This is a genomic window from Pleomorphochaeta sp. DL1XJH-081, assembly GCF_049310885.1.
GTDB lineage: Bacteria > Spirochaetota > Spirochaetia > Sphaerochaetales > Sphaerochaetaceae > CAYZJV01.
In genome coordinates this window covers 42,504-68,826 of record NZ_JBMDYO010000003.1, presented here as the reverse complement: position 1 = coordinate 68,826, position 26,323 = coordinate 42,504, and the positions used below count along the sequence as shown (strand labels likewise).

21 protein-coding genes are annotated in these 26,323 nt (G+C 42.6%); 13 read left to right on the top strand and 8 right to left on the bottom strand.

Features of this window, described 5'->3' with window-relative positions; genetic code table 11:
- Positions 1–41: 41 nt before the first annotated feature.
- Together gyrA and gyrB are read right to left on the bottom strand one after the other, a co-directional pair.
- Positions 42–2,534, bottom strand: a complete 2,493-nt coding sequence (gene gyrA, locus ACODJP_RS06840; protein WP_422479865.1) for a DNA topoisomerase (ATP-hydrolyzing) subunit A — start codon at positions 2,532–2,534, stop codon at positions 42–44.
- A 17-nt stretch (positions 2,535–2,551) separates the two neighbouring features.
- Positions 2,552–4,531: a DNA topoisomerase (ATP-hydrolyzing) subunit B gene (gene gyrB, locus ACODJP_RS06835; RefSeq protein WP_422479863.1), complete on the bottom strand. Its 1,980-nt coding sequence runs from the start codon at positions 4,529–4,531 to the stop codon at positions 2,552–2,554.
- A gap of 201 nt (positions 4,532–4,732) precedes the next feature.
- Between gyrB and dnaA the strand changes: the two genes are divergently transcribed.
- The 9 genes from dnaA (at position 4,733) to metK (ending at position 13,384) form a co-directional block, all read left to right on the top strand.
- On the top strand, positions 4,733–6,160 hold the full coding sequence (dnaA, locus tag ACODJP_RS06830; protein WP_422479861.1) for a chromosomal replication initiator protein DnaA: 1,428 nt from the start codon (positions 4,733–4,735) through the stop codon (positions 6,158–6,160).
- Between the two features lie 377 nt (positions 6,161–6,537).
- The gene (dnaN, locus tag ACODJP_RS06825) at positions 6,538–7,641 is read left to right on the top strand and encodes a DNA polymerase III subunit beta (protein WP_422479859.1); all 1,104 of its coding nucleotides are present in this window, start codon (positions 6,538–6,540) and stop codon (positions 7,639–7,641) included.
- Positions 7,641–8,726: a DNA replication/repair protein RecF gene (gene recF, locus ACODJP_RS06820; RefSeq protein ID WP_422479857.1), complete on the top strand. Its 1,086-nt coding sequence runs from the start codon at positions 7,641–7,643 to the stop codon at positions 8,724–8,726. Before dnaN ends, recF begins: the two co-directional genes overlap by 1 nt.
- Complete coding sequence (locus tag ACODJP_RS06815) at positions 8,723–9,016, top strand: DUF721 domain-containing protein (RefSeq protein ID WP_422479855.1); 294 nt, start codon at positions 8,723–8,725, stop codon at positions 9,014–9,016. Before recF ends, ACODJP_RS06815 begins: the two co-directional genes overlap by 4 nt.
- A 123-nt stretch (positions 9,017–9,139) precedes the next feature.
- Positions 9,140–9,295 (top strand): 50S ribosomal protein L34, encoded by a 156-nt coding sequence (gene rpmH / locus ACODJP_RS06810; protein WP_422479853.1) that lies wholly within the window; start codon positions 9,140–9,142, stop codon positions 9,293–9,295.
- Complete coding sequence (gene rnpA, locus ACODJP_RS06805; RefSeq protein ID WP_422479851.1) at positions 9,276–9,626, top strand: ribonuclease P protein component; 351 nt, start codon at positions 9,276–9,278, stop codon at positions 9,624–9,626. Before rpmH ends, rnpA begins: the two co-directional genes overlap by 20 nt.
- Positions 9,627–9,680: 54 nt before the next feature.
- Entirely contained in the window at positions 9,681–11,501 is a 1,821-nt protein-coding gene (gene yidC, locus ACODJP_RS06800; protein ID WP_422479849.1) for a membrane protein insertase YidC, read from the top strand.
- 26 nt (positions 11,502–11,527) lie between these two features.
- Complete coding sequence (gene jag, locus ACODJP_RS06795) at positions 11,528–12,211, top strand: RNA-binding cell elongation regulator Jag/EloR (protein WP_422479847.1); 684 nt, start codon at positions 11,528–11,530, stop codon at positions 12,209–12,211.
- A gap of 15 nt (positions 12,212–12,226) precedes the next feature.
- Positions 12,227–13,384, top strand: coding sequence for a methionine adenosyltransferase (gene metK, locus ACODJP_RS06790; RefSeq protein ID WP_422479845.1), 1,158 nt, complete (start codon positions 12,227–12,229; stop codon positions 13,382–13,384).
- Between the two features lie 20 nt (positions 13,385–13,404).
- Here metK and ACODJP_RS06785 read toward each other — a convergent pair whose 3' ends face one another.
- Positions 13,405–14,412 (bottom strand): adenosine kinase, encoded by a 1,008-nt coding sequence (locus tag ACODJP_RS06785; RefSeq protein ID WP_422479843.1) that lies wholly within the window; start codon positions 14,410–14,412, stop codon positions 13,405–13,407.
- Positions 14,413–14,487: 75 nt separating this feature from the next.
- On the opposite strand from ACODJP_RS06785, the gene murA reads away from it, so the two are divergent.
- The gene (murA, locus tag ACODJP_RS06780) at positions 14,488–15,783 is read left to right on the top strand and encodes a UDP-N-acetylglucosamine 1-carboxyvinyltransferase (RefSeq protein ID WP_422479841.1); all 1,296 of its coding nucleotides are present in this window, start codon (positions 14,488–14,490) and stop codon (positions 15,781–15,783) included.
- Positions 15,784–16,126: 343 nt separating this feature from the next.
- On the opposite strand, the gene ACODJP_RS06775 is transcribed toward murA, so the two are convergent.
- From ACODJP_RS06775 to ACODJP_RS06765, 3 genes are all read right to left on the bottom strand, one after another.
- Entirely contained in the window at positions 16,127–17,281 is a 1,155-nt protein-coding gene (locus tag ACODJP_RS06775) for a sigma 54-interacting transcriptional regulator (RefSeq protein ID WP_422479839.1), read from the bottom strand.
- A 111-nt stretch (positions 17,282–17,392) separates the two neighbouring features.
- Positions 17,393–18,178 (bottom strand): RsmE family RNA methyltransferase, encoded by a 786-nt coding sequence (locus tag ACODJP_RS06770; RefSeq protein ID WP_422479837.1) that lies wholly within the window; start codon positions 18,176–18,178, stop codon positions 17,393–17,395.
- Positions 18,178–19,620, bottom strand: a complete 1,443-nt coding sequence (locus ACODJP_RS06765) for a S41 family peptidase (RefSeq protein ID WP_422479835.1) — start codon at positions 19,618–19,620, stop codon at positions 18,178–18,180. The genes ACODJP_RS06770 and ACODJP_RS06765 overlap by 1 nt, the downstream gene beginning before the upstream one ends.
- A gap of 81 nt (positions 19,621–19,701) precedes the next feature.
- Here ACODJP_RS06765 and lgt point away from each other — a divergent pair, with 81 nt between their 5' ends.
- The 3 genes from lgt to gpmI are packed head-to-tail and all read left to right on the top strand — an operon-like array spanning position 19,702 to position 24,204.
- On the top strand, positions 19,702–20,709 hold the full coding sequence (gene lgt, locus ACODJP_RS06760) for a prolipoprotein diacylglyceryl transferase (RefSeq protein WP_422479833.1): 1,008 nt from the start codon (positions 19,702–19,704) through the stop codon (positions 20,707–20,709).
- A gap of 12 nt (positions 20,710–20,721) precedes the next feature.
- Positions 20,722–22,506 carry a M24 family metallopeptidase gene (locus ACODJP_RS06755; RefSeq protein WP_422479831.1) on the top strand — a complete coding sequence of 595 codons (1,785 nt, stop codon included), beginning with the start codon at positions 20,722–20,724 and terminating at the stop codon, positions 22,504–22,506.
- 51 nt (positions 22,507–22,557) lie between these two features.
- Complete coding sequence (gene gpmI / locus ACODJP_RS06750; RefSeq protein ID WP_422479829.1) at positions 22,558–24,204, top strand: 2,3-bisphosphoglycerate-independent phosphoglycerate mutase; 1,647 nt, start codon at positions 22,558–22,560, stop codon at positions 24,202–24,204.
- 68 nt (positions 24,205–24,272) lie between these two features.
- Here gpmI and ACODJP_RS06745 read toward each other — a convergent pair whose 3' ends face one another.
- Both ACODJP_RS06745 and ACODJP_RS06740 read right to left on the bottom strand, forming a co-directional pair.
- The gene (locus tag ACODJP_RS06745) at positions 24,273–25,064 is read right to left on the bottom strand and encodes a hypothetical protein (protein WP_422479827.1); all 792 of its coding nucleotides are present in this window, start codon (positions 25,062–25,064) and stop codon (positions 24,273–24,275) included.
- Between the two features lie 5 nt (positions 25,065–25,069).
- Positions 25,070–26,305, bottom strand: a complete 1,236-nt coding sequence (locus tag ACODJP_RS06740) for a cation:dicarboxylate symporter family transporter (RefSeq protein WP_422479825.1) — start codon at positions 26,303–26,305, stop codon at positions 25,070–25,072.
- Positions 26,306–26,323: the final 18 nt, after the last annotated feature.

The window sequence follows — 26,323 nt, the reverse complement described above, 5'->3', positions numbered from 1 at the left end:
ACCCAATCCGGGTGGCTGAATTTTTGCTCAACTAAAAGTTCTTATTCTTCTGTACGTTCACTCTCATTGTTATCTTCTTCGGATTCTTCTACAACTTCTTCGTCCTTCTCGGCATCAGTCCGAGCTAGAGCAACGACTGTATCATCCTTTTTCAAGCGCGCTATTGTCACCCCAGAAGCATAAGCCTTTTGCAATGAAATTGTAGCAACTGGAATTCTTATTGATTGACCTAACGATGTAATACAGACGATATCATCTTCATCATTGACAGCGAGAGCTCCAACTATAAATCCAGTCTTATCTCTAAAGGTATAAATCTTTTGTCCCATGGTACCACGTTTGTGCGTCCTGAAGTCATCAAACAAGATTTGCTTCCCTTGACCCTTTTCAGTAATCATAAGGATTCGCCTATCGTCTGAGACTTTGAGTAAACCGGCAACCTCGTCGTCATCAATCAACTTGATTCCTCGGACTCCTCTAGAAGCTCTACCCATTGCTCTAACATCACTGTCGGCAAATCGTAAGCCCTTTCCTTTTCTTGTGATAATCATGCAATCATCACCTTCAGTCACCAACTCACAATTAACTAAGACATCACCTTCATCAAGTATAATTGCAGTGATACCTCTTGTTTTAGCATTTCTAAAGAGGGGGAGGTTAACCTTTTTTGCAACTCCATTTCTTGTTACCATAAGTAAATACAACTCTTCATCGAAGTCCTTGAAGTTGATTATTGATGTTATTTCCTCTCCGTCGTTCAAGGGAAGAATCTTTTTGATACTTTCGCCTTTCGAAGTTTTTGAGCCAACTGGAAGTTCATGGACCTTAATCCAATAAGCTTTTCCATGGTTGGTAACCGCCATAACATATTCGTGGGTAGAGGCAACGAATAGATGTTCAATGAAGTCTTCATCTCGGAGCGTTGCCCCCCTAACACCTCTTCCACCTCTACCTTGACTACGATATTCATCCACCGGAACTCTCTTTACAAAACCACGGTTAGAGATCACAACAACAACATCCTCTTCCTTGATAAAATCTTCAATATTCATTCCACCAAGCTCTTCAAGAGTAATTTCCGTTTTTCGCTTATCTCCATACTTCCCCGAAAGTTCCTGTATTTCTGTCTGGACCACTTTCAGAATCTTGGCTTGATCAGCTAATAAGTCTTTATAATAACTTATTTTATTATTCAATTCCGCCAATTCATTCAAGATTTTTTCTGTTTCAAGATGACTAAGCCTTCCTAGCTTCATATCGATGATTGCTTGCGCTTGGATATCTGTAAGTCCAAAACGCGTCATCAGTTTTGCAGCAGCAACAGTGTTGTCCTCTGCCTCTTTGATGATCTTAATGACCTCATCAATATTATCAAGTCCAATTTTCAAGCCATGTAAGATGTGAGCACGCTCTTCAGCCTTCCGCAAATCAAATCGTGTGCGTCTTTCAACAACCACTTCCCGGTGCATCACGTAGTGCTTGATCATATCGATCAGCCCTACCTGTACTGGACGTCCATCAATCAAGGCCAAATTGTTCACATTGAAGTTTGTTTGCAAAGGTGTATGGAGAAATAACTGGTTCACAACAACCCTTGCCACAGCACCTTTCTTCAAATCTACAACCAGACGAATACCATCACGATCCGACTCATCCCGAACTTCTGAAATGCCAGATATCGTCGCTTTTTTCAATTCAGCGATCCGTTTCACGAGATCTGCCTTATTTACCTGGTAGGGGAGTTCTGTGAAGATAATCTGATCCCTGCTACCCCCTTCGGCTTCTTCAATCTCATATCTTCCACGAATAACTATCTTTCCTCGACCGGTTTCAAAAGCGCTTAAAATGCCACTTCTACCACAGATAATACCTGCGGTAGGAAAATCCGGCCCCTTTATATGTTCCATCAGCTCTTCCAACTGTATGGCTGGATTGTCGATATAAGCAGAGATTGCGGCACATATTTCGGTCAGATTATGAGGAGCCATATTTGTGGCCATACCAACAGCGATACCACTGCTTCCATTAGCCAAAAGAAACGGAAATGCTGCTGGAAGAACCAACGGCTCTTGCAAGGAGTCGTCATAGTTGGGACCAAAATCGACAGTCTCTTTCTGGATATCATTCAACATCTCTTCGCCGATACGGCTCATCTTGGCTTCGGTATACCGCATCGCGGCAGCCGGGTCACCATCAATCGATCCGAAGTTACCTTGAGGTTGTACTACTGTATATCGTAACGAAAAATCTTGGGCTAAACGAACAAGAGCATCGTATACTGAAGCGTCACCATGAGGGTGATACTTACCAAGCACATCTCCAACTATTCTTGCAGCTTTCTTGAATGGCGTGTTGTATTTCAGTCCCATTTCGAACATATCGTAAAGGATTCGTCTATGAACAGGTTTGAGTCCGTCCCGAATATCGGGTAGAGCCCGACTTACAATTACGCTCATTGCATAATTGAGATAGGAGACTTTCATCTCCTCCTCAATATTCGTTTTAATTATTCTACTGGTTTGTTCTTCCATCATGTGTATTCCTAACTATCCTATACATCGAGATTCGAAACATATTTTGCGTTTTCTTCAATGAACCGTTTTCTTGGTTCAACTTCCTCACCCATCAACATGGTAAAAATCGAATCTGCTTCGATTGCATCCTCCAGCGTAACTTGAGTAAGTCCTCTCGTATCGGGATTCATTGTGGTATCCCATAATTGATCAGGATTCATTTCACCAAGACCCTTATAGCGCTGTATGGGAATCTTGTTGATATCACCATCCTTGGCATTTTCCTCAAGAATCCTTTTTCGGGCATCTTCATCATAGGCATAGAAAAATTTCTTTCCGACGGTAATCTTATAGAGGGGAGGCATTGCAAAATAAACATACCCCATCTCAATAAGTGGTCTCATATACCTAAAAAAGAAAGTTAAGAGAAGGGTTCTGATGTGAGAACCATCAACATCGGCATCAGCCATGATAATAATCTTGTGGTATCTGACTTTAGTAGAATCGAAATGGGCTCCAATTCCGGCACCTAGAGAAGCGATAACAGGCTGCAACTTGTCATTGCCAAGAACTTTCTCCTCACGGGCTTTTTCTACGTTGAGCATCTTGCCCCAAAGCGGTAGGATAGCTTGCGTCGCACGATCACGTCCCTGCTTCGCACTACCACCCGCAGAATCTCCCTCAACGATAAAAATCTCACACTTGGCAGGATCTTTCTCTGAACAGTCGGCCAATTTACCTGGAAGTCCAGCACCTTCACTATTCTTACGTATTCGCATCCTAGCATCACGTGCTGCAAAACGTGCTTTTGCCGCTAAAATAGCCTTCTCTAGGATAGCTTCTATAACCATGGGGTATTCATCAAAATAATCGTTGAAACGTTCATAGACCATGGAGGCTACAATCCCCTGGACACGAGGATTCCCCAACTTCATTTTTGTTTGGCCTTCGAATTGCGGATCGGGGATTTTTACCGAAATAACGGCAGTCATTCCCTCCTTCAAATCATCTCCAGTTAGAGAATCATCGAATTTCTTTATGAGTTTGGACTTCTTCAACTGTTCATTCATAACACGAGTCAGCCCACTACGGAACCCGGCAAGGTGTGTACCACCCTCCCTCGTATTGATGTTGTTCACAAAGGTAAAAAGCACATCATCATAACGATCGTTGTATTGCAAGGCAACTTCTACCTTAACATCATCCTTTTGGGACTCGAAATAAACAGGCTCCTCATGGACTACCTTTTTAGAAGAATTCAAGTGGGTGATGAAGGATTTGATCCCTCCCTCAAAATGGAATGTCTGGTGACGGGGAGTTTCACCACGTTCATCGGTGATGGAAATCACGATTCCTTTATTAAGAAACGCCAATTCTCTAAATCTCTCGGTCAGCACACCATAACTATACTGGTCGGATTCCAGGATAGTGGTATCCGCCTTGAACCGTACGATCGTTCCAGTACGTTCCGATTCACCAGTGATTCCAACAGGTTTGACCGGATGACCTTTCTCATATTCCTGATAGTATACCGAAGGATTTCTGTGGACTGTAACTTCAAGCCACTCGGAAAGAGCGTTAACTACGGAGACACCGACACCATGCAATCCTCCGGAGACCTTGTAGGTATCGTTATCAAACTTTCCTCCAGCGTGCAGCTGAGTAAGGACAACCTCGAGGGAACTAATTTTCTCGACAGGGTGAGGTTCGGTTGGAATACCACGTCCATTATCTTCGACACGTATGATATTTCCCTTCTCAATCGTAACCCAGATGGCATCGCAGTAGCCTGCCATAGCCTCATCAATACTATTGTCAACAACTTCATATACCAAGTGATGCAAACCATCCAGACCTGTTGAACCAATATACATTCCTGGCCGTTTCCGGACCGCCTCTAGACCTTTGAGAACTTGAATATTATTCGCGGTATAGGATTGGGAACCAATCCTTCCATTCGCGGAATCATGATGAACCGAAGTGTCAGTAGGCACTCCTTCGAAAACGCTATCAGCCATACTATTATGTCCTTATAAGATATAAAAATGAATTCAATGTATATGGTATCATTTTTTGGAATCTATGTAAAGCGTATCACTTGAATTGCACTCATAAATATATTCTTATATTATATATAATTGATTACTATAGATAATGTTTCTCACCCCCTTTACCATCCGCTCTTGCCAATAGTCATCCGCTGATATAAGATATCAACCATGCCGCAAGAAAAGTGGAACTACAATCCGTTCTGGGACGAGGTCGTCTCACGCATGCAATCAACGCTCTCGGAACAGGAAAGCATTACATGGTTAAACAGAATCTCATATGCCGAATCGAAGGATCATAAGCTAATATTAGCTGTTCCTTCTCTCTTTATTCGTGACTATGTGTCAACACAATACAAGTCCACTATCCAATCGATGTTGAATGAACTTACTGGGGAACAGGTGACTGTGGATTTCATCGTAAAAAAAGTTGCTCCGTCCTCCACTTCCGTCACTGGAGGACATGTCGATTCATCAGAAAAATCTCAGGATTCAAATAGAAACAGCCATGCCAGCACAAAGACGCCGGCACCCATGCCGAAAGCTCAAAAACGCCCCAGAGACCCTAATATAAACAATAGCTACCAATTCGATACATTCGTCGTTGGTGACAATAGTGCATTTGCCTATAACGTAAGTATGGCTATAGCAAAAAATCCAGGAGTCAGTTACAACCCATGCCTCATCTATGGAGGAGTGGGACTGGGTAAAACCCACCTGATCCAATCGATAGGGAATTATATCCAAGACAATACTCCCGAATTGCAAATTGTTTACGTCACTGCAGAGATGTTCACCAATGAATTCATACAATCGATTGGAGAAGAAAAAACTCCTCAGTTCAGGAATAAATATCGCAAGGCCGACGTATTGTTAATTGACGATATCCACTTTTTGCAGAAGAAAGCCTCCACACAGGAAGAGATGTTCCATGTATTCAATAATCTATTCGAAGCCAACAAACAATTGGTATTCACCTGTGATAGGCCTATCAATGAACTTCAGGACATTGCTGACCGCCTCAAGAATCGATTTACGCGCGGAATTAATGTAGATCTTCAACCACCCGATTTTGAAACACGCCTAGCTATTCTACGCCGCAAATGTGAAGGTAAAGCTTGCCATATATCTTCAGAGGTTCTTGAATATATTGGCAAGAACGTCAATACAAACGTAAGAGATTTGGAAGCCAGCCTTACAAAATTAATTGCTTATAGTAATTTATTGAACAAAGAAATCACTCTTGATATAGCACGAGAACAGCTTAAAAGTACCTATTCGATGTCAAAAGACCAATCCATGTCCATCGATTCAATCATTAGAGTGGTAGCCGATTATTTCAATATATCTCCTTATGATATAAAGGGTAAAAAGAGAACCAAGTCTGTTGTTCTTCCTCGTCAGATAGCTATGTATATTTCTCGAACCATAACTGATTTCTCTACCACTGAAATTGGATATGAATTCGGAGGAAGAGACCATACTACTGTCATGCACTCCGTACAAAGAGTTGAAGGTATGATCCAAAGTGATATCGCCGTCAGTAATTCAATACAAAATCTTATCCGACAAGCACAGAGTTTTAAGCGTGAAAAATAGCTTTAATGAAAGGTATCAATACCCCGGGGCAAGCCCCGGACCCTGGAGGCTTCGCCCCCAATTCCGCCCCAAGGGACGGGGTATTTCTCCTTACGTTCCCGGCACTCGCTCGGCAATGTGGCCACGTTGTGGCCCCACTGCCCTCGTTTCGTTGGGGAATAAGCTGGGAAATTCTTGGGGATAAATTGTGCATATATGTGGAAAACTATTTTTGCTTGTGGATTGCTGTGGATGAAAAGTGGATAAACTATGAGTTTCTTCCACAAGAAGTTAAATTTTATGAGAATAATATGTAAAGAATTATTGTCGTTTTCCACAGTATACATGATACTATTACTACGACTACTATTTTTATATAAACCAATAGGAGTAATCAGATGAAGTTCGCCTGCCAAAAAAATATGCTGCTGAAAGAGATAATTTTAGCATTGGATTTCACCTCTCAGAGAAACACCCTTTCCATAGTTTCGAACGTATTGCTCGAGACATATGCTAATACCTTGACCATAAAAGCTACGGATCAAAAAGTTGGTTTTACCACCCAAATACCTGTAGATACTCTCGAAGAGGGATCTACTACGGTTTTTTGTGATAAATTCCTCGGTATTCTCAGAGCATTACCAGATGAGAATATCATCTTTGAGGAGTTTGGCGATAAACTTCTAATCCATCCAGAAAAGAAATCGATTGATTTTGAGCTCCGAACCATATCTTCAGACAAGTATCCAAGCTTGGAAGATTTACCATCTGAAGATTTTTTCTCTATAGGCCAAAAAGATCTATTTGGCATGATTGACCAGACTATCTTTGCCATTAGTGATGACGAGACACGTTATTTCATGAATGGAGTTTATCTTGAACAGGAGGCCGATGGATTAGTCATGGTGGCTACGGATGGAAGGAGACTTTCTTTCATAAAGAGAAAATTCGAACAAGCCATTCCTTCTTTCAATCCGGTTATCATTCCAGCGAAATTTCTTACCTTACTGAAGAAAGCGGGAACTGGCGAAGGAGAAATCTCATTATCGGTAAAAGATTCTATAATGTTTGCCAAATTTGGTAACCAATTGATGTATACCACTTTGATAAAAGGCCAATTCCCTAACTATCGACGTGTAATTCCTGCAAATCAGACCAATACTTGTATTGTTTCTGTGAACGAGATGAATGAAGCACTTAAACGTGTTTCCTTATTGGTAGAAAATAAAGCCAAACGTATATATCTCGATATCGAAGCAGGAGGAATAACCATAAGTTCAGAAGAGAATGATTTTGGACAGGCTAAAGAAATTATCCACTGTGATTATACTGGAGAAAGTTGTCGCCTTGCCATGAATTATTCCTACCTTGTAAGTCCTCTCAGAGTCATAGAAGGTGATTCGTTCGCTCTTTGTTTCACAGAATCGAATCGGGCTGTAACCGTGAAACCTGAGCCTGAAAAAGATTACTTCCATATCATCATGCCCATGCAAATAGACTGATGAAATTTCGTTCGATTGGGTTCCATCACTTCAGGAACCTAGCCGATTCCATGGTTCCGACCGACAAGAAACATATAGTGTTGGTCGGTAACAATGGGCAAGGTAAGACAAATTTTCTGGAAGCCCTTTACGTTCTATGCTACGGATCTTCTTTTCGTGCTTCTAACATCAGGGAAATGTGTACCCATGGGAAACGTGAATTCTCCCTTTCTGCAATTGTTGAAACCGATGGTGGTATAAACCAACAAATTCTTTTTCATTTTGGAGAGGGAAAACGAGAAATTCGAATTGATGGTAAGGAAGTACGGGATAGAAGAGAATTGATCTATAATATTCCTTGTATCGTATTCAGTCACGATGATATTGAATTTATCCGAGGAACACCGGAAAGTAGAAGAAGATTCTTTGATCAGACTATGTCCTTGTATAATCCATTGTTCTTTGATGATCTTCGTCGATATAGATCTGTATTGAAACAAAGAAATGCAGCTATAAAGGAAAATTATCTATCTCTCATTCCCCTATATGATGAACAACTCGCAACGTTAGGGCTTGGTATCCAAAATCAGAGAAAACGTGCAGTAGAAGACTTTAATGGACTATTTGGACCTCTTTTTTCAAAGGTGAGCCAAGGAAGCAAACATATGCATATTGTCTATAAGCCGTCATGGGGCGATTGTGCTACGGTCGATGATGTGAAAGACAAGCTTTCACGGACTTTGGATCGTGATATTCGTATGCAAACCTCTGCAAGTGGCATACATAGGGACCAATTCATTGTTATGGATGATTCAATACATTTCGCCCAGAGTGGTTCAACTGGCCAAATGAGACTTGCATCACTCATTTTCCGTATTGCGCAAGTGGAGTCCTATAGGCAGAAGACTGGTAAAAATCCAATATTGCTCATTGATGATGTTCTTTTGGAACTTGATGTAATGAAGAGAGGACTTTTCTTGGAACAATTAGGAGGCTATAGCCAAGCCTTTTTTACGTTTTTGCCAAAAGAGACTTATTTTTCCGATATTCCACAACAAAGCTACTTGACCTATAGAGTCGAAGAGGGAACCTTTATACCTGAATGAAAGAAAAGACGACCCAAGAAGTTTTGGACATGCTTCTAGCGAAATTACATGTAGACGACTCAAACCCTCTCATATCAATTCATCATGATTGGATGGAAATCGTAGGACCAGACATTGCAATCCATGCGAAAATATTTGATCTACGTGGCAAAGTTCTCATAATTGAAACAGACCATCCTACATGGACTTCTATGGTTTTAATGCGTAGAAGACAGATATTGGGACGGATAAAAGCCCAATTCCCAGAACTCGGAGTTACACAAATCCAAGTTAGGACGAATGCGAATTGAATTCTTGGTAAAGCTGTATACTTGACATGACGTTACTGCGACCTATATACTGCCCCTTCGGGAGAGTGTTCCCATAAAACTGATAAAATCCGCGTTAAGCGATACATATTTGGAGATTTCCCCATGAAGAGAACTTACCAACCAAGTAGAACAAAGAGAAATAGAAAATTTGGTTTCCGCGCACGAATGGCTACCAAGGGTGGGCGTCTGGTCCTAGCAAGAAGAAGGGCAAAGGGCAGGAAGAAGCTTACCGTCTGTGATGAGAAAAAGCCTTACTAAACAAGAAATTGTAAAAAAGAAGCCTGAAATAGATGCGATATTCCGCAAAGGTAAGAAATTCTCCTGCTCTGGGGTGCGATTGCTTGTCGCACCCAATAGCCTCGGTGTGAACAGAATCATTGTGATACCTGTTCGTCACTATGGCAATGCCGTCGAACGTAATAGGATTAGACGGCAAATTAAAGAGATTTGGAGAAATGAGAAACCAGAATTTCAATCAGGCTTCGATTTTGCATTCGTGGTGTATCCAGGGAAGGCTCTAGATTATGCAACACAAAGGAAGCAATTGATTCGTTTGTTCTCACAGGCAAAAGTTTACCTTGCCAACTAGTTCATATACCTTTCCTGCAGATACCTCAATCATGTAATTTATTCAGGAGTGGATATGGACAGAAACACCATCCTTGCAATCGTTCTCTCTGTAGTCGTCATATCGGTAGGTTTGACGATCCAGACTACATTTTTCGCACCGGATCCCGTTGCGGTCGAAACACAGCAGACAACATCCAATGTTGAGGCAGGTGCTGCACCGGCAACTGTGGAACAAGCTGAAAGTATTCCTTTATCGTATGCTCCTACCTCCAATGCATGGAATAGCAAGTTACCTGGATCCTTCGTACAAAGCGGGACTGCAGAAAAGTCCCAGAAATTTACATATGAGACAGACGTCTTTATTGTAGAATTCGATCCTGTAGGAGCTGCCGTTTCCAGCCTCCGGCTGAAAGATCACTTGGATGATGGACAGCCTGTAGAGATGATTTTCAACAATGGGGATTATCCACCAGCATTCTCGCTCTATGCAGGTAATGATTTCAGCAATCCCATTGATGCAACATTCAACTATCGTATAAATCAGGATAAGGTGGAATTTACCCAAACTTTCCAGATGATCGGAGCAGATGGGAATCCTACGGACGAACAGTTCACGCTGGTAAAGACATACCGTTTCGGTCGGTCCGATTATCTGTTTGAGATTACCGTTGAATTCACTAATTCACAGAATAAAGCAATACCGCTCAACTATGATGGCTTTGCCTATACCTTAGCATTCGAACCACAGTTAGGCCCCGAATTCCACGAGAAACCTGATGGGAATTATACTTATAGAAAGTTCTACGTTGAACAAGATGGGAAGAAGTCTACTCCCAAACTTCGTGATGGAGCTTATGAAACCAGTGATTTTATTACTTGGACAGCAATAGCAAGTAAATACTTTTCGCTGATTGGAATTCCCGATGCTACGAGATATACACTCACTTTAAAAGAAGGAATTTCTGAAGATATTCCCTTGGAATCACGGATCTATTTTTCCCGACCGGCATTCAAAACCGCAACTGGAAAAGATACCTTCAGATTCTATGTCGGTCCACAACTGAAACAGCATATGGCTATCTATAATGATGCCGATCAGAACGGGTTCGGCTTGTCAGAACTCCATTTAGAGAAAGCTCTCGACACCAGCTCATGGCTAGGTTGGCTTGAGTCAATTCTTAAGTGGTTGCTTCAGTTCTTCTATGGTTTAGTGCCCAACTATGGCGTTGCCATCATCATGGTAACGATCCTTATTAAGATTTTCTTGCAACCGTTTAGTAAGAAGAGCATGCAATCAACTGCAAAAATGCAGGCTTTGGGACCACAAATGGAAGAACTCAAGGCCAAGTACAAGGATAATCCAACAAAGCTCAACCAAGAGATGGGAGAGTTGTATAAACGTGAAAAAATTAATCCTCTCGGTGGTTGTTTGCCGATGTTGTTCCAGTTCCCGATCTTTATTGCATTGTACGGTCTTTTGAACAAACACTTCGAACTACGGGGAGCCATGTTTATCCCTGGTTGGATAGAAGATCTCTCTCTTCCCGAATCAATAATTAATTTTGCACCACTTAGTCTTCCTCTGATTGGAAGTGATATTCGGCTTCTTCCCATTCTCTATGGAGTTTCTATGATATTCTCCTTCAAGATAAGCCAAGCTGGAGGCGCTACACAAAGTGGAATGACAGGAAAATTCATGATGTACGGAATGCCCATCATGTTCTTCTTCATCCTGTATAATGCTCCCTCCGGATTGTTGCTTTACTGGATGGTCATGAACTTCATCTCAATTGGGCAGCAGATTTATATGAATAAAAAGCGGAGACGGACCCAAGCCCAGAGCGAAAGTTCCACACTTTCATTAAGAAAAGTCGGAAAAGGTAAGAAGAAATAAGATTCCTCTAGGAGATGGTAAATAACATGGTTAAAGAATTTGAAGGAAAAACAGAACAAGAGGCCATCGCAATAGCGATGGAGGAACTACAACTCGAACAAGATGAGTTGGATATAGAAATAATCGATTCTGGAAAACGTGGACTATTCAAAAAGAGCAATGTACGGATACGGGTATATCTACCCGACGATGAATTTGAGGAAGTTGACGAAGAGGTCGAAGTACAAGATTTAGAAGAGTACGAGATTAAGGTTGTCAATTATGTTTCTGGCCTTATAGAAAGAATGGGATACCCTGGAGAGGTCCATGTGAATTTCCGAAAAGAGGGAAAACTGGGCTTGGATATTGTCTCTGAACATTCTTCGATCATCATCGGGAAGAAAGGTAAGAATCTCGATGCTATACAGTTGATTGTGAATGTATATGCAGGGCAGGTAAATCCTGGAATCAAAGTTGTAATCGATAGTGAAAATTATCGTATGCGTCACGAAGAGCAATTGGTAAAACTCGCGTATCGCTCGGCTGAGCAAGTGAGAAGAAGCGGACGCTCTAAATTACTCAATCCCATGAATCCTTTCGAACGGAGACTGGTCCATACCGCGTTGAACGATATGGAAGGAATAACAACTAAGAGTGAGGGTGAGGGACTTTTTAAGCAAGTCCGTATCTCTGTAGATGATGAATTGCCCCCATTGCGAAAAGACCAGTAAATTGGAGAAAAGACCATGGAAAGACGTGGAAGGCAATTGTTTACCAGCGAATCCGTAAGTGAAGGGCATCCCGATAAGGTCTGCGATCAGATTTCTGATGCTATACTCGACACATGTCTCTTGCAAGATGCCCACTCAAGGGTCGCCTGTGAGACGTTTGCTACTACTGACCGAGTGGTAGTTGGTGGGGAAATTACTACCGACGCTGAACTACATGTTGAATCCTTAGTCAGGGAAGTGGTCAAAGGAATCGGATATACATTCGAGAATACTGGCTTTGATTATAAAACTCTTGAAGTGATGCAATTTTTGCATAAACAATCTCCCGATATTGCGATGGGAGTAGATGCATCCAGTAGTGCTTCCGGTTTTCAAGGTGCGGGAGACCAGGGGATGATGTTTGGTTATGCTTGCACTGAGACTCCTGAACTCATGCCCGCACCAATCATGTTCAGTCATAGAATTCTCCAAAGGGCAGCCTCTCTACGAAAGATGATGGATGTGTCCTGGTTAAGACCAGATGCGAAAGCGCAGGTAACCGTTGAGTACGATCACGGTACTCCGGTTGGGATCGACACCATAGTCATTTCCCATCAACATGATGAGAAGGTTAAACGCGAGGATCTTGAATCATATCTAAGGTCTGAGGTGATCCAGCCTGTCTTAGGAGCTACCGGACTACTACATGGGAAAACTAAATATTATATCAATCCCACTGGACGGTTCGTTATAGGAGGGCCTTCGGGAGATGCTGGCTTGACTGGTCGTAAGATCATAGTCGATACCTATGGAGGAATGGGACGTCACGGAGGCGGAGCCTTTAGTGGAAAGGACCCCTCAAAAGTAGATCGTTCTGCCGCATATATGGCTCGATTCGTTGCAAAGAACCTCGTCTCTTGGGGCTTGTGTTCAAGATGTGAAGTCCAATTCTCCTATGCTATTGGTGTTCCTGAGCCAGTCTCTATCGTTGTAGATACTTTTGGAACGGGAATAACGGACGATGAGGAGATTGAAAAATTGGTGAGGGAGGAATTCGATCTGTCCCCTGCCGGAATCATTGAACAACTCGATTTGTTACGGCCTATCTATCGCTCACATATGAATTATGGACATTTTGGGAAACCTGGAGTTCCATGGGAAGCCAAATTACCTAAGCCGGCGAAATTGCGGTAGATATTTTTCTCATAATTTTTTTAGAGCGGATAAGTTTGTTCCAGATTGGAACGTATTTTATCCGCTTTTTCTTTATTGAGTTGAGCTCCTCGTTGTTGGATAATCTCTCCTGCCAGTAGAGATGCGATATATCCAGCCTCTTCTATAGACCGATTTCGACAAAGTCCATAGAGGAATCCTGCAGCATAGACATCCCCTGCTCCTGTAGTGTCGGTTGGTGTGACCGGACCTTGGACTGGAATACGTATTAATTTCCGCTTATGAGAAATGAAAGAACCCATCTTCCCGTTTTTTACGATTGCAGTATCACATAACTTACCCATTGATTTACAACATTCATATGGGTCGTAATTCTCAAAAAGTATCCGGGCTTCCTCACTATTGGCGAATACAACATCGGCGTGTTCTGAAATAAGATTTAAGAATTCATCACGATTCCGTCCAACGGCAAAAGGATCTGCAATATCGAATGTGATGGTAACCCCATTACTTTTTGCAATTTTAATTGCATGTTTGATTGCGCTTTTTTGGGAGGTAGTGTCCCACATATAACCAGTAAAATGGAAATAATCGGCTTGAGCTAGAGTATTCTCACAGATATCTTGCTTTGCATAGAATCGATTTGCACCAAGATAGGTATTCATTGTTCTCTCGGAATCGGGTGTGATAAGTATGATGGAGGAGCCTGTCGGTTCCGGACAGTCTTCCAATTCATCGGAAACTCCTAGGGATGTCAATCTATCCTTATAGATTTTCCCAAACTCATCATTTCCAACTTTTCCTGCCAGCGTAGCCTTTATACCTAAAGAAGCTAGTGTGATGATGGTATTGGGACATGACCCTCCACACGAGTATTCAAGCTTCTTGTTCTCAATATGGGTAAGCAATTCTTCTCTTCTTTTTTCATCAATGAGATGCATTGCCCCTTTATGAATCCCCAACCTATCAAGTTCTTGGTCATTTACTTGTGCGATAATATCAATAAGCGGGTTGCCGATACCATATACCCGAGGAGAATCGTTTTCCATTCATTTATATTACCTGTCTTTCCTGCTCCATTCAACTGGATTGTCAAATGAAGTTTTCCCTTGTAGGATGGAGGTATGGGATCTTTCGTCATTACAGGTGGAACACCTCTTAATGGTAGCGTAGCAATCAGTGGTAATAAAAATGCCGCATTGCCATGTATTGCTGCGACATTGCTTTCAGATGCTCCGATTACACTTCATAATGTCCCGGCCATTGAGGATGTGCGGGTAATGGTGGAGTTGGTCGAACGCTTGGGATCTCAGGTAACCTGGCATAGCCCAAACTCACTTACAATCACCAGTGGCGATTTAGAGGCTTCCCAGGCGAAGGTACTGCCTCCAGATCTAGTGGATGCTATCCGTGCTTCATTGCTTCTGGCAGGGCCGCTGGTAGCTCGTATCGGTCATATCATTTTACCTCCACCAGGAGGAGATGTTATCGGGTTTAGACGACTGGATACACATTTTTTCGCTTTAGAATCACTTGGTAGTCGATGCCGAATAAGTGATGATGGATATCTGGAAATCGTCGCTCCAGAATTGATTGGTTCTCCAGTGTTTTTGGATGAAGCATCTGTAACTGCTACTGAAAATGTCATAATGGCAGCAGTTTTGGCTAAAGGAACTACCGTAATCAGCAATGCTGCAAGCGAGCCACATGTACAGGATCTTTGCCGGATGCTTGTCTCCATGGGTGCCCATATCAGTGGAATTGGTTCGAATCTTGTAACCATCGAAGGTGTAGAAACTCTCTCCTCAGCAGACTTCACCATAGGTTCAGATTATATGGAGGTTGGGTCCTTTATTGGTCTGGCCGCTGCTACAAAAGGTTCATTGGAACTTTCTGGAGTAGATATCAATCAATTGCCCATGATAGCAAAAGGGTTTGAAAGGGTTGGAATTGGTTGGAGGGTGATTGGTGATGATTCAATATTCGTCTCTTCTGACCAAATGCGTATAATCAAGAAAACTGTTAATGGACAGACTCACAAGATCGATGATGCTCCATGGCCAGGCTTCCCAGCCGATCTATTAAGTATCATCACTGTGGTTGCTACGCAAATGACCGGATCGGTTTTGATACACGAGAAGATGTACGAATCGAGGATGTTCTTCATCGATTGGATAATTCGGATGGGCGCTGATATTATCCTTTGCGATCCGCATAGAGCGATTGTTCATGGGCCGGTGAAACTCAAACCGGCTGAGGTCTCTAGCCCTGATGTTCGTGCGGGCATGGCATTGGTGATAGCGGCGCTCTGTGCTGACGGTGTATCTACTATCCAAAATATCTATCAGATAGAACGGGGATATGAGCGGTTGGAAGAGAAGCTCTTGGGGGTTGGTGCAATTATCGAAAGAAGAACCTAACCGTATATTTTTTAAGGATTTCCGTTCAATATTCCTTATCTTTCCCACAGGTGTTCCAACACTAGTCAACAAGTTATCCACAACCTATTCCTATCTGTATTCAGATGCACATGGGTGCTATCTTGTCAACCTATCCAAAGGCAGGCGAAAGACATTTCGCACTAATACTGTCAACTTATTCCTTATAAAAGAGTTAGTTGCTATTTGTATATCTTATGATTATCCAATACCTATATAAGAATTATTGGCTTTAATATAGGAAGTTAGGCCCTCCGAACACCCTCTCTATCCACAAGTTTTCCACAGGCTATTATCTTTATACATTCCATTTTTCTGATACTCTCTATATAACCCTTCTCAACACTGATTCAGTAAGGATTTCCTTGAATGAGAGTTCTTGGGCAGTCTGACTGGCAAAAACGGATAGTCGCTCCAATTCATGAAATAGCTCTCGTGCATTTCCAGGCCAGTTGTAGTCCATGATCAGCCTCATAGTAGTTCTGTCAGGTCTTCGGTATTCGCCGAGAAGAGATAAGAAATGGTCTACCAATAGTGGTATGTCTTCTTTCCTCTCTCGTAGTGGTGCAATATGGATTACCAATCTTTCTAAACGATAGAATAAATCAGATCGAATCTTATCGGTATCGCGGAGAGTTCTAAGCGGTATGTTGGAAGCTGTGATCAATTTGAATCTGCTTTGTTGGATAGAATCACCTCCCACTCTCTGATAGCTATGTGTTTCGAGAAGCCTGAGCAATTTTGCCTGTACCGGTTTTCCCATATCTTCCAATTCATCCAAAAAAAGTACGCCACCATTGGCTTGGCCAACATACCCAGGCGTGGATTCTTTCGCATCGGTATAGGCGCCTCTTCTACTACCGAATAGATGAGTATCCGCTAATGTCTCTGGAATAGTGGAACAGTTAACAACGATAAAAGGATCTGGTGTTTCCGATTCTTCCCTAAGGAGATTGGCGATCACCTCTTTCCCGGTACCCGTTTCACCTTCAATATGTACACCGGTAAAATTTGGGCCTATAGTCTGTATAATGTTATGTATATTCGTGATGTTGGCCGATTGTCCGATAAGAACAGAAGAGAGTCGGTTATTACCTTGAGTCTTCATAAGTCGGTCTTTTTGCGGTTTTGTCAGATGGTCGCTTATTGCTCTGATTCCCGCTACCTCTATCACGCATGATATTAGTTGTTCAATTTTAGAACATCTGTGAAGTATACCAAAAGAATTATCCTTTACATATCCAGCTTGGGCATCAAGGTGGGATGCACTTGAGATGAGAATTTTTTTCCCAGGAAGATGTTCCTTCATAATGGTATGGATCAAATAGAGAAGACCCTTCTTTGAGAATTCATCGTCTATCAGCAATACAGCATGTCGGTCGGTTTCCATAGCCTGCTTGAGCGTTGTGATCCGATTAAAGGTTGTCGCAGCGGGGCAGGGTTTTTTCAATTGGCGATTTATCGCGGTACGTAGTTTCATGTCATTCGACAAAAGATATAGTGACACCTCTATTCCTCCTCAGCAAAGTTGTTTATAGATAGGGGTGTCTATAGGATATAAGGTGATTTTTGTATAAACAATGTCGTAAATTTACGACACCGTGTCAACCATGAATTGTTGTACGATTGCAATTGATGCAATAGCTGCCGTCTCGGCACGAAGAATATTGGTCTTCAATAAGACAGGAAGAAAGTTTTCAGCGATCAATGATGCTACTTCACGCTCTGAAAATCCCCCCTCTGATCCAATTACGATCGCAATAGGTGTATGAATTTTATTGTCTCTCTGTATTTGAAGGATTTCATACAACTCTTTTTGTTTTTCGACAGTTGTTTGATGGAACAGTAGGGCCGTCCCTCGCCCATTCCAATCTGATGCCACTTTATCGAAAGGAAGAGGTTTCCCTATCTCGGTGACCACCGGAGAACCACTTTGTTGCATGGCTTCCTTGGCAATGGATTCATAGCGAGATATTCGATCTTTCTCTTTTTTAGAAATATCGGCAACGCAAAACTCAGTGGATATGGGGATGATCCGTGTCACACCTAGTTCTGTTGCCTGCCGAACAATCTGCTCCATCTTCTTCCCTTTGCATATGGCCTGGTAAAGATGGATTTCAGGAAATGGTCCCCGGAATACGGGAAGGGAATCGGTTGAAGATGATGCAATCGACTGCGTGGGATGGCATGCCAGAATGCAAGAATCCTTCCGGATCGTTTGTATCGTAATATCCCAAAATTTTCCCTCAATATCCCGACCCGTAATGGAGTCTCCCTCCGATAGGCGAAGAACTTTTGTAAGGTAATGGACATCCTTACCTTCGATAGTATATCTACTAGCTCCCCGAAAATCGGAAGGGAGTACAAAAATCCGCATTAGTTTCCAGTCTCCAAGAATTCAATGGCTCTCTTGAGAACGCGATCGTAATCGGTATCTGCTATAGGTCTATCATCGTAAGGCATCTGATACAAATATTCACGACGAATCAACAATCGATATATATCGGTCTCGAATATCGCATCATCACCAACTATCGTATCTACGAACAGCTCTATATTATCTTTGTTGAAATCGGGATGTTCTTCGACAAAATCGGTAAGGACACCACTATTGATAAATTCCATATAGGCATCCATTTCCTCTTCCTCGATTTCCAAGTCCTCCACTTCAATATCCACTGGAATACCTAATTCATGGATATCATTGCCATCAGGTGTCCGATATTGACTGGTTGTTAATGTATAGTATCCATCTCCGAAGGGAGAGACTATTTGAATAAGACCTTTTCCAAAGGTTGTCGTACCAATCAAAGTTGCCCTTTCGTTGTCCTTCAGAGCTCCAGCGAGTATTTCTGAACTGGAAGCAGACCCATTGTTAACCAAAACGACGACAGGCATGGTCTGTGGAACCAGCGTACGCGAAGAGGAGACGTAGGACCGGTTCTTTGCCGAATCCTTACTATTTACGTGCACAATCAACTGGTCGGAGAGCATCATATCTGCAACATTCATGGTAGCATCGACGATTCCACCTGGATTATCGCGAAGGTCAACGATGAGGGATGTAATTCCCTCGTCAAGAAGCTTTGAAAGGTCTTCTCGTACTTGATCTCCAGTTGTAGTGGTGAACTGGATGATACGTAGATATCCGATCCCATTGTCCAGAACTTCAGCTGCTACAGTCGGGATGGAGACTATCTTACGTATCACGGTAACTTGGAATTCCGATGAACCTCGTTGAATCGTTAATACCACTGGAGTATTTGGTGTTCCTTTTAGTGCCTTGGAGGCTTCGTCAGCTTCCCAATCTTCAACAGGCTCACCATCTATATGGCTTATTAGATCACCTGAACGGAGTCCCGCTGCCTCTGCTGGAGAGCCGGGGAATACACTAGTGATATTGACCATATAGGTTTCGGGTTTCGTGAAGTCACGGTATTCCAGATAGTTCTTCGATATATACGCACCAATACCTCCATAGGTGCCACTGGTATCTTCACTGAAATCTGCGGCTTCTTTTGAAACGATATATGCGGAGTAGTCATCCCCAAGGCCAGAGAACAAACCCTTCGCCATACTTTCATACACCTCTTTATGATCGATATCAAACAGGAAGTCGCGTTCGACAAGACGATAAAGCAACTCCAATTTCTGCATATTGGTGGAAATTTCATCTTGACTGTAATTCGCGACAGTAGTCTGTGGTGTCCCTGTCAGGAAAGCGGGAATCAATTGCTCTTCGATACCGGTTGCGGCGGCTGCCTGGCTGATAAAGAAAGAGATGATTACCAATACTATGATACTTACAATCTTTTTCATGGATGTAATATATAAAATTTTACGCCAGACGGCTACAAATGTATGGTTGACCATCATGATTTCTCAGCGTACACTTCCGCCATGTTTCAATTTATTGCTTATCCTTCATGGATATCACCGTATGTCATTCCAGGAATGCCAATCCGATGGTACAGTGTCATGTACCTTGTTGCCTTTGCGGTCACATTCATTCTTTTTATAAAACAACGTAATAAAGGGCTTATAAAAATATCTAATGATGATGCATATACACTCTTTCTCTTTACCATAACCGGGCTCATTTTAGGAGCCCGGCTTTTCTCTACATTGTTTTATGATGGAACACTCTATTATTGGAAACATCCATGGTTAATCTTCTGGCCATTTTCGAATGGACAATTCGTAGGCTTGCCGGGAATGAGCTATCACGGAGGTCTTGTTGGTGCCGTTGCGGGGGCAATGTTGTTCGCTAAACGATATAAGATGAAATTCCTTTCAATAGCCGATACTCTTGTTGCAGGAATACCTCTCGGATATACCTTTGGAAGGTTGGGGAATTTTATCAATGGAGAATTATGGGGCCGTGTCTCCACAGCTCCATGGGCAATCGTATTTCCCCGTGCACCATCGTTCTCCACCAATTACGAATGGGTACGAAATATTGCCGATGCGGTGGGAATCGAGTATATCTCTGGAGCTATGGTGAATCTTCCCAGGCACCCTAGCCAGTTGTATGAAGCACTGTTTGAAGGGGTAATTCTATGGGCTTTCCTTTGGTTCTTCATGAGAAAACGGGATAAATTCCCAGGATACACGCTGAGTTGGTATCTTATTGGATATGGCTCTGTCCGCTTCCTTATCGAGTATTTGCGGGAGCCCGATTCAAACCTCGGCTTCATCCTCTCCTTAGGAGCACAGACAGAACCGACTGCATTGTTTCTCTCTCCATTTAATATCTCTATGGGTCAACTGCTTAGCTTCGCCATGATTTTGGCGGGAATCCTCATGTTGGTTATCTGGGGAAAACATAGTATTGATGTTACGGCTCCAGTTGTGCCCCAAAGTGTCCATAAGCCACGCCATAAGAAAAAAAAGAAAAAGCACAAATAGATAGGAGCCTACATGTCAGACATAACAAATCGACTGGAAATGATAAGAAACCTTATGGTTGAAGAGCAAATCGATGCTTGGGTAGATTTTGGGAGCGATCCTCATGGAAGTGAATATGTCGCTCCTAGATGGCGCACCCGAGCATGGATTTCCGGATTTACTGGATCTGCGGGGACCATAGTTATTACACAAGAAACAGCGCTGTTATGGGTTGATTCTCGTTACCACATCCAAGCAGCTCAACAGATTTCAGGAACTCCGTTCAAGTTGCAAAGATTGGGGAATCCGGGAGTCGTAGACCATACCCAATGGATACTGGATAATCTTCCTTTGGGGGCCACTGTGGGTACGACAGGGCTTACTGTTTCCATTGCTGTAGGCCGATCGATGAGAGAGACTCTATCGAGAAAGGGTGTGAACCTCGTCTATACTGAAGATTGGTTAGATACTATATGGCAGGAACGTCCATCTCTCCCTTGTGAGCTTGTAAGGGCTCAAGATGTAGCTATAGCTGGAACCAGTGCTAGAGCAAAGATTGAGAAGGTACGGGAAACGATCGCAACCTATGGTTGTTCCTATACGGTAGTTTCATCATTGGATGATATTGCATGGTTGTTGAATCTTCGTGGTTCAGATATCGCTTTCAATCCTGTCTTTCTTGCATACCTTTTGATTGGGGAGAAAGAGGTAGTTCTTTTTACCGAGGCTTCCCGTGTCGATTCTTCTTGGATGCATGATTTTTCCTCTTTCGGAGAAGTACGTGGATATGAAGAAATCTTCAATTACTTGCCACAAGTCTTCAAAGAGACTGATACCGTCTTCCTCTCACCGGAGAAAACAAGCGTAACATTGCTTAAAGCTATTCCTGTAGGAATCAATCTAGTAGAAGGCCGCGATATTTCTACTAATCTAAAAGCTAAAAAATCTTATATCGAGATCGAAGGTATGCGAAGAGCCCATGTCTTGGATGGAATCGCTATGGTCAAGCTCTTATCACAGCTGAACCGAGCGGAAAAAGTATACACCGAGTTATCGATAGCCGAAGCACTTGAAAACTTCCGCTCCGAGCATGAAGAGTATCTTGGCCCCTCCTTTTCTCCCATTGCCGGATTCGGTCCACATGGAGCCCTTGCTCACTATAGTGCTTCAAAGGAATCCTCGGTCGATCTACTAGGTGATGGACTATTGGTTCTGGATACTGGAGGACAATACGCGACAGGGACGACCGACATTACCCGTACTTTGCTTTTTGGAGAACCTTCTGACCAAATGAAACGTGACTATACATTAGTCCTGAAAGGGAATTTAGCCCTTGCTGCACAACGTTTTCCTGTTGGTACTTATGGTTATCAGTTGGATATCCTTGCAAGACAGTTCCTCTGGCAGGCGGGTTACTCATACGGTCATGGTACCGGACACGGTGTGGGCTTTTGTCTGAATGTTCATGAAGGACCTTTCAATATTTCACCAAAGCCGATTACCGTTGCTATTGAGCAGGGTATGGTCATGAGCGATGAACCTGGAATATATAGAGAAGGATTGTATGGTATCCGATTGGAGAACTTACTTGTTGCCCAAAGCTCAGGGACAACGGAATTTGGAGAGTTCTTGGCGTTCGATGTGTTATCCCTATGTCCTTTCGAACGAAAATTGATTGAAGTCTCTTTACTTACCGAACCTGAGATCCAAATGCTCAATGCTTACCACGGATGGGTTTATGATGAGTTATCCGATAAACTTCCTGAGGCCGATAAGAGTTGGTTGGAAGAAGCGACTTTACCTCTTTCGGCTCTATAGGTATATTCAACATATGTTGGCCAATGGCCGATGCTAAGGAGATCGATCAATATGGTAGAACCATTGAAAAAACACAACAAAGTAACGAGAAAAGGTCCTGTCGTCCTAGTTATTATGGATGGAGTTGGATTTGGAAAATATAAAGAGGGTGATGCTGTTGCTGAGGCAAAGACTGCAACACTGTCATCCCTATACGGAAGTGCTCCATGGACGAAGCTGAAAGCTCATGGAACAGCAGTTGGATTACCATCTGATGATGATATGGGAAATAGTGAAGTCGGACATAATGCAATCGGTTGTGGTCGGGTTTTCGCCCAAGGTGCAAAGTTGGTAGGAATTTCTATCGAGACAGGAGCCATGTTTTCTGGAGAGACCTGGAAAAAGTTGGTTGATAATGCGAAGAAGAAGTCGAAGACTCTGCACTTTATTGGACTGTTGTCCGATGGTAATGTCCACTCCCATGTAGATAATCTTAGAAAAATGATCGCTCAAGCGAAATCAGATGGTGTTTCACGTGTTCGGGTACATGCCTTGCTTGATGGACGGGATGTAGGGGAGTTGAGTGCTCTGGAATATTTCGATCCATTCGAAGCGTATTTGGAATCATTGAACGATGAATCCTTCGATGCCAGAATTGCGAGTGGTGGTGGAAGAATGGTAATCACCATGGACCGGTACAATGCCGACTGGAATATGGTGAAAAAAGGATGGGAGACTCACGTTCTCGGCGAAGGTCGAAAATTCCCTTCTGCCCACCAAGCAATTGAAACATTGCGTAAGGAAACTGGAGCTATCGACCAGGACTTACCTCCTTTCGTGATTGCCGATGGTGAAAAGCCTGTAGGGGAAATTGTCGATGGAGATAGTGTTATTCTATTCAACTTCCGAGGTGACCGTGCATTAGAAATCACGAAAGCCTTCGAGGCGGAATCTTTAACCGAATTCGATAGAAAACGGCATCCTAAAGTCGAGTACGCTGGCATGATGGAATATGATGGTGATTTACACGTTCCCGCCCAATATCTTGTGAGTCCTCCCTCTATCGATCGGACGATGGCTGAATATCTTGTGAAAAGTGGTGTGAAGCAATTCTCAATCAGTGAAACTCAGAAGTATGGGCATGTCACATATTTTTTCAATGGAAACCGGTCTGGGAAATTCGATGAAAAATTAGAGACATATGTAGAGATTACTTCGGATAATGTCCCCTTTGAGCAACGTCCTTGGATGAAATGTGCCGAAATAACCGATAAAGTTATCGAAGTTTTAAAGAGTGGTGAGTACGATCTTATAAAAATGAACTATCCCAATGGAGATATGGTGGGACATACGGGAATTTATCAAGCTGTGCTTTGTTCCATGGAGGGGATGGATTTGCAACTCGGTCGATTGAAGAATGCCGTCAAGGAGGCTGGTGGAATTCTTATCCTCACAGCAGATCATGGCAATGCTGACGATATGTTCGAACACGCCAAGGATGGTTCTGTCAGTCGAAAGGAAGATGGATCACCAAAGGGAAAAACTTCCCATTCGTTGAACCCTGTTCCATTTATTATATATGATCCGGAATATAATGGGGAATATGAGCTGGAACTGAATAGTGGTCTAGGTATTAGCTCGATAGCTTCCACCTGCATGAATCTCTTAGGTTTTGAACCCCCAGAGGATTACGATCAAAGTATCATTAAATTGAAGTAATCTTTTCTGTTTGAAATGGAAATATAGACCTCCAAGTTGAATAAAATCTCCTTGGAGGCCTTTTCATTCTATTGTATTTGGCTGAATCTTCCTCTGGGAATTCCTATTACAATTCCGATTCCGAAGAAAATTATTCCCAACCATACCATGGGACCTGACATCCGAGATACATTGAGTAGATACCCAGATATGATCAATATGATACTGATACTTTGAAATAGGGAATGTTGTAGGCGTTCACGAAGATAGATTGCTAAATAATTGAATCCTGCGATTACTCCAACCAAGAGTGGAATGAGAAAAAATTGGCGATCGGTAATCCACATCGTCTGATCCATCGGATTCATTGCCACGGAAAGAGGCACCATAACCGCGATGAGAATACAACCAAGTGCTGCTAATAAGGTGAATTGGAAAATCTTGCTTGTGTTTATACCTAAATGGAACAGCCCCATGAATAGTAAAAGGATAGTAGTGAACAGGATGGCAAAAACATAGATACGTGCTACGGGATTCATGCCTATGAGACCCATTTCCCGATAAGCCATTGCGTGTACTATCACTGGAATGTTGGTGAGAGTCATACTTAAGTACATTGGAGGCATGAGGACCCGTTCAATTTCATTTTTAGATGTGGCGGGAAGGTAGAGAGCAGGAACCATGCCTATGAAGGATAGGATGATATGGAGGAAGGTTGGTAATAAAAAGGGTGCAATCGGCTCCAATCTGTCGTGAGTTCCCGTTTCGAATGGCTGGGGTAAGATTCGATGTAGCAAAAGGTACAATACGATTGATGATAAAAATACAACAAGTACTCCATGGGCGATAATATAGGTAAGTTTTTGCGTTTTTTGCTTCATGACAATTACATCATTTCTTCAATGGGAACCCTATCATCAGGAGAGACTATTCTGGATCCGAAAGTGGTCCCAAAGGCATTGATAGCGGAATCGGTTATCAGAGCCGCCATTTGAAGACAAGGCAATAGAACAACGATTCCAGATGAAAGGATAGAAGTCCCTTCTCCTTGTATGCCTCCCATTACGAAAACCATGATGAAGATAACTTCTAGACCGGGAGAGAACGATGCCCCAAAAGAGAAGAGCGCAGAAAAGAGCGCAATGGCAACCATAGATTGTAATGAAAGCGGATTCCCCATACTTTCAATAAGGGTAATGATTGTAAAACTGGCAACCATAGCAGAACCACCGCGTCCGAGTATGGTAAGAAGAGGGATTGAAATTCCAGAGACCCGTTTTCGGACTCCGCAGTTGTGTTGGGTAAGGGCAATAAGAGGAGTGGTCCCGAACAATAGACTGCCAGAGAATCCACTGGCTAATAGCGCACCCATGGTACCGAAGAGAATCTTATAGGGATTACCTCCCTTGAATAAGGTCGCTACACCGAAAAGTAAGGGTAAAAGAAGAAATATCGCTATTACTACGGTTGCCAACAATGCAACACTGAATAAAATATTTTCTTTTGAGACCAATAGTCCAGGGAAATCTATGAACCATTTTGCACTTATGACCAAAAGCAATGCAGCTCCAATTACACTGAAGATACGTGCAAGACGCATCATGGCTTCTGCAAAAGAGTTCACCACAACGTAAGCGGGACGGATGGCTTCCCTATCAGGGCGAAGAGAGATACCGAAAACCATGGCAACAATAAGTATAGGTAGAAGAGATATCGATGTTACCGTGAACTGGTTGAAGGCATTAGTTGTGATGAAAAAATTTGACAATGTTGAAAATTGAAAGAAGTTGACTTCAGGTTGACTTGTACTAGGGGGAAGATCAAGAACGAACGGAGAGGCTATTGCCAGTCCCATACCTAAGAAACTCAACAACAAAGCGGTAATCAATCCCCAGAAAAAAGCTGAAGAGAAGACGATAATTGTATCCTTATATCTTCTCAGGGATGCCGTCGCTGCAGTAAAAAGAGTGAAGACTATGGGGAATAGGACAAAAAGACCAAGTTGATGGGCGAAAGGGACAATCGCATTGAGAAAATCGGTATATGGTTGCCAATCTTTTAGGAGCAAAGTAGCTGCCAATCCAAAGATTATTGCCGCCGGATATGTGATCCATGTCTTCATATTTTCAACAGTATCCTA

What these genes read in the sequence shown, in the direction of transcription:
- ACODJP_RS06815 (WP_422479855.1), top strand. Translation starts at nt 8,723, where the DNA reads ATGAAAGAAAAGACGACCCAAGAAGTTTTGGACATGCTTCTAGCGAAA.
- ACODJP_RS06775 (WP_422479839.1), bottom strand. Translation starts at nt 17,281, where the DNA reads ATGAAACTACGTACCGCGATAAATCGCCAATTGAAAAAACCCTGCCCC.
- metK (WP_422479845.1), top strand. Translation starts at nt 12,227, where the DNA reads ATGGAAAGACGTGGAAGGCAATTGTTTACCAGCGAATCCGTAAGTGAA.
- dnaN (WP_422479859.1), top strand. Translation starts at nt 6,538, where the DNA reads ATGAAGTTCGCCTGCCAAAAAAATATGCTGCTGAAAGAGATAATTTTA.
- lgt (WP_422479833.1), top strand. Translation starts at nt 19,702, where the DNA reads ATGTTTCAATTTATTGCTTATCCTTCATGGATATCACCGTATGTCATT.
- jag (WP_422479847.1), top strand. Translation starts at nt 11,528, where the DNA reads ATGGTTAAAGAATTTGAAGGAAAAACAGAACAAGAGGCCATCGCAATA.
- murA (WP_422479841.1), top strand. Translation starts at nt 14,488, where the DNA reads ATGGGATCTTTCGTCATTACAGGTGGAACACCTCTTAATGGTAGCGTA.
- rpmH (WP_422479853.1), top strand. Translation starts at nt 9,140, where the DNA reads ATGAAGAGAACTTACCAACCAAGTAGAACAAAGAGAAATAGAAAATTT.
- yidC (WP_422479849.1), top strand. Translation starts at nt 9,681, where the DNA reads ATGGACAGAAACACCATCCTTGCAATCGTTCTCTCTGTAGTCGTCATA.
- ACODJP_RS06765 (WP_422479835.1), bottom strand. Translation starts at nt 19,620, where the DNA reads ATGAAAAAGATTGTAAGTATCATAGTATTGGTAATCATCTCTTTCTTT.
- ACODJP_RS06740 (WP_422479825.1), bottom strand. Translation starts at nt 26,305, where the DNA reads ATGAAGACATGGATCACATATCCGGCGGCAATAATCTTTGGATTGGCA.
- recF (WP_422479857.1), top strand. Translation starts at nt 7,641, where the DNA reads ATGAAATTTCGTTCGATTGGGTTCCATCACTTCAGGAACCTAGCCGAT.
- gyrB (WP_422479863.1), bottom strand. Translation starts at nt 4,531, where the DNA reads ATGGCTGATAGCGTTTTCGAAGGAGTGCCTACTGACACTTCGGTTCAT.
- rnpA (WP_422479851.1), top strand. Translation starts at nt 9,276, where the DNA reads ATGAGAAAAAGCCTTACTAAACAAGAAATTGTAAAAAAGAAGCCTGAA.
- gpmI (WP_422479829.1), top strand. Translation starts at nt 22,558, where the DNA reads ATGGTAGAACCATTGAAAAAACACAACAAAGTAACGAGAAAAGGTCCT.
- dnaA (WP_422479861.1), top strand. Translation starts at nt 4,733, where the DNA reads ATGCCGCAAGAAAAGTGGAACTACAATCCGTTCTGGGACGAGGTCGTC.
- ACODJP_RS06770 (WP_422479837.1), bottom strand. Translation starts at nt 18,178, where the DNA reads ATGCGGATTTTTGTACTCCCTTCCGATTTTCGGGGAGCTAGTAGATAT.
- gyrA (WP_422479865.1), bottom strand. Translation starts at nt 2,534, where the DNA reads ATGATGGAAGAACAAACCAGTAGAATAATTAAAACGAATATTGAGGAG.
- ACODJP_RS06785 (WP_422479843.1), bottom strand. Translation starts at nt 14,412, where the DNA reads ATGGAAAACGATTCTCCTCGGGTATATGGTATCGGCAACCCGCTTATT.
- ACODJP_RS06755 (WP_422479831.1), top strand. Translation starts at nt 20,722, where the DNA reads ATGTCAGACATAACAAATCGACTGGAAATGATAAGAAACCTTATGGTT.
- ACODJP_RS06745 (WP_422479827.1), bottom strand. Translation starts at nt 25,064, where the DNA reads ATGAAGCAAAAAACGCAAAAACTTACCTATATTATCGCCCATGGAGTA.